Annotated in this window: 3 protein-coding genes and 1 pseudogene; 2 read left to right on the plus strand and 2 right to left on the minus strand. The window is 65.2% G+C overall.

The annotated features are described in order from the left end of the window. Positions 1-675: PAS domain S-box protein (locus tag RMO81_RS05790; protein ID WP_310474823.1), on the minus strand; the 675-nt coding region annotated here is incomplete at its 3' end. Between the two features lie 81 nt (positions 676-756). Further along, the gene (locus RMO81_RS05795; RefSeq protein ID WP_310474824.1) at positions 757-1,569 is read right to left on the minus strand and encodes a universal stress protein; all 813 of its coding nucleotides are present in this window, start codon (positions 1,567-1,569) and stop codon (positions 757-759) included. Positions 1,570-1,720: 151 nt separating this feature from the next. On the opposite strand from RMO81_RS05795, the gene pyrC reads away from it, so the two are divergent. Continuing rightward, positions 1,721-2,758 (plus strand): dihydroorotase, encoded by a 1,038-nt coding sequence (pyrC, locus tag RMO81_RS05800; protein ID WP_310474825.1) that lies wholly within the window; start codon positions 1,721-1,723, stop codon positions 2,756-2,758. Then, positions 2,751-3,061, plus strand: a pseudogene (locus tag RMO81_RS05805) (hypothetical protein); the annotation flags it as partial. The gene pyrC and the pseudogene RMO81_RS05805, both read left to right, overlap by 8 nt.

Genomic DNA, 3,061 nt, shown 5'->3' on the forward strand with positions numbered 1-3,061 from the left:
GCGCAGGCGGCGCACGATCTGGCCGGCGCGCAACGCCTGCGCGTTGGCCTCGACCAGCGCTTCGCGCACCATGTCGATATTGTCCGGCGTGGGCGTGCCTTCATCGCCCAGCAGCGCCAACGCGCCTTCGGCATAGCTGGCGATGGCGGTGAGCGGCTGGTTCAATTCATGCGCCAGCGCGCTGGCCAGACTGCCCATCGCCGATACCCGGCTGATATGCGACAATTCGGTCAGCAGATCGTTCAGGCGGCGCTCGGCGCGCTGCATTTCGGTCAGGTCACGGATGAAGCCGGTAAACAGCCGGCCATTTTCGGTATGGGCCTCGCCGATGGACAGCTCGATGGGGAAACTGCTGCCATCGCGCCGCCGTGCCGTCGTCACCCGGCCAACGCCGATAATGTGGGCTTCGCCGGTTTCCATATAGTGGCGCATATAATCATCATGGCGGGCGCGATCCGGATTGGGCATCAGGATCTTCACATTCTGGCCCAGCACCTCGGGATCAGCATAACCGAACATGCGGTGCGCCGCTTCGCTGAACAACAGGATGGTGCCGGCTTCGTCGATGACGATCAGTGCATCAGGAACCGTGGCAAGAATCGTGTCCTGCAGCGCTTCCGCGCTGTGTAGCAAGGCCGGGCTGATCGGCTTGTGGTTGTCGATGAAAGGGCACACGCGGTGTACTACTGCCCCAAATGCCGGCAATTTCAACGCCAGAGTTCAACGCCAGAGTTCAACGCCGGTATTTGAAAAACGTCAGTGTGCCAGCAGCAATGGCAAATTGGCCGACGCGATCAGTTCGCGCGTCACCCCGCCCAGCACGGTTTCCCGCAGGCGGCTGTGGCCATAGGCCCCCATGACCATGGTGCGCGCCGACAATTCGGCCGCTGCATGCAGCAGCGCCACGCTCACCCGCCTGCCCTTGGCCGGCCATTCATGCACATCAGCGGCAACGCCGTGGCGCGACAGCCACTGCGCCGCCTCGCGCGCCGCCAGGCCCGGCACATCGTCGCTCACTTCAACAAGGTGCACGGCAGTTGCCCGCTGCAACAGAGGCAACGCCAGCCGGAGTGCATGGGCGGCTTCGGCCGAACCATTCCAGGCCACCACAACCGGGCCGGCCAGATCAAGCCGTTCCATGCCCTGCGGCACCATCAGCACCGGGCAGCGCGTGTACATCACCACATCACCCACGATGGCGTGCGGCTGGCGCCCGCCCCGTCGTTGCTGGGCAGTTGGCTGGCTCAGCACCACAAGATCGGCCAGCATCGATTGGTCGATCAGCGTTTCCACCAGGTTGCCGTCGTGGCTGCGCCAGTCCCACGCGACGCCGCTGCAGTTCAGCCGGGCTTCGATGGCGAGGCGCAGGGTCTTGTCCTGATAATGGAGCGTATCGATCAGCGCCGCCATGCCGAACATGCCGCCATAAGGATCGACGACATAGGCTTCCACGGGAGTCACCTGCACGCAGATCAGGTGTCCACCGGTTTGCTGCACCACATCCAGCGCCACCGCGAGCCGACCAGACTGGCCATCGTCATCGTGGATGTTGAGCAGGATATTCTTCATGCAGCGCCGTTCCGAAAGGCCGTGAACCGGCCAGCCTCCACCCGATGTCCGTTCTACTCCGCCAGCCCTGCCGGGGCTTTACGCATCATTCCGGAGTGACCTTGTTTCAAATGGCTTTTCGGCGGGCGATGAAGGGCGTAACAGGCCGGCCATGACCGCGTCCCTCACCATCCGCCGCCCTGATGATTGGCATGTGCATCTGCGCGACGGGCCCATGCTGGCCGCCGTGGCCGATGCCACCGCACGCCAGTTCGCCCGCGCCATCGTGATGCCCAATCTGAAGCCGCCGGTGACGACCGCCGCTGCTGCCGCGGCCTATCGCGACCGCATCCGCGCCGCCGTCTCGCCGGGCCTCGCGTTCGAACCGCTGATGACCTGCTATCTGGTCGACGGCATCGATCCGGACGAGCTGGTGCGCGGCCACGCGGAAGGCATCTTCACCGCAGCAAAGCTTTACCCGGCCCACGCCACCACCAACAGCGCCCACGGCGTCACCGATGTGCGCCTTATCGCGCCGGCGCTGGACGCCATGCAGCGCATCGGCATGCCGCTGTTGATCCACGGCGAAGTGACCGATCACAGCGTCGACATCTTCGACCGGGAAGCCGTGTTCATCGAGCGCACGCTGATGGGCGTCGTGGCCGATTTCCCGGCGCTGAAGATCGTGTTCGAACATATCACCACGAAGGATGCGGTGGATTTCGTGCGCGATTCTGGCCCCAACATCGCCGCCACAATCACGCCGCATCATCTCGCCATCAACCGCAACGCCATGTTCGAAGGCGGCATGCGCCCGCATTTCTATTGCCTGCCCGTCGCCAAGCGCGAACTGCACCGCCAGGCGCTGCGGGCGGCAGCCACCAGCGGCAATCCGAAATTCTTCCTGGGCACCGACAGCGCGCCGCATGCGGTGGAAACCAAGGAAAGCGATTGCGGCTGCGCTGGCATCTATTGCGCGCCCTTTGCCATCGAAGCCTATGCCAAGGTGTTCGAGGAAGAAGGCGCCCTCGATCGTCTGGAAGGCTTTGCCAGCGAACATGGCCCGCGCTTCTATGGCCTGCCGCTGAACCCGGATTTCATCACGCTGGAACGCGTGGCCACGCCCGTGCCCGCCCGCATCCCGGCGGCAGACAGCGAACTGGTGCCGTTCCACGCTGGCGAGGTGCTCGGCTGGCGCTTCGTTGCCTGAAACCCTCGCCCCTCAGCCCTATTCGGGCCTGCGCGTTGCACTGGCCACGCAGCATGGCAAGGCGCGCGCCATGGCGCCGCCGCTGGCACGCCGGCTGGGGCTGATCGTCGAACCCGTCGCAATCGATACCGACGCGTTTGGCAGCTTCACCGGCACCACCCTCCGCAGCGGCACGGCGGCGGAGGCCGCGCTGGCCAAGGCCAAGGCCGGCATGGCCGCCACTGGCTTGCCGCTGGGTCTGGCCAGCGAAGGCAGTTTCGGCCCCCACCCCTGGTTGCCGTTCGGCGCTGGCGGCGTGGAAAC

The organism is Sandarakinorhabdus sp., from assembly GCF_031422795.1.
Lineage (GTDB): Bacteria > Pseudomonadota > Alphaproteobacteria > Sphingomonadales > Sphingomonadaceae > Sandarakinorhabdus.

Bases quoted from the DNA above. Each gene is read 5' to 3' on its own strand.
- RMO81_RS05795 (WP_310474824.1), bottom strand. From the start codon at position 1,569: ATGAAGAATATCCTGCTCAACATCCACGATGACGATGGCCAGTCTGGT.
- pyrC (WP_310474825.1), top strand. From the start codon at position 1,721: ATGACCGCGTCCCTCACCATCCGCCGCCCTGATGATTGGCATGTGCAT.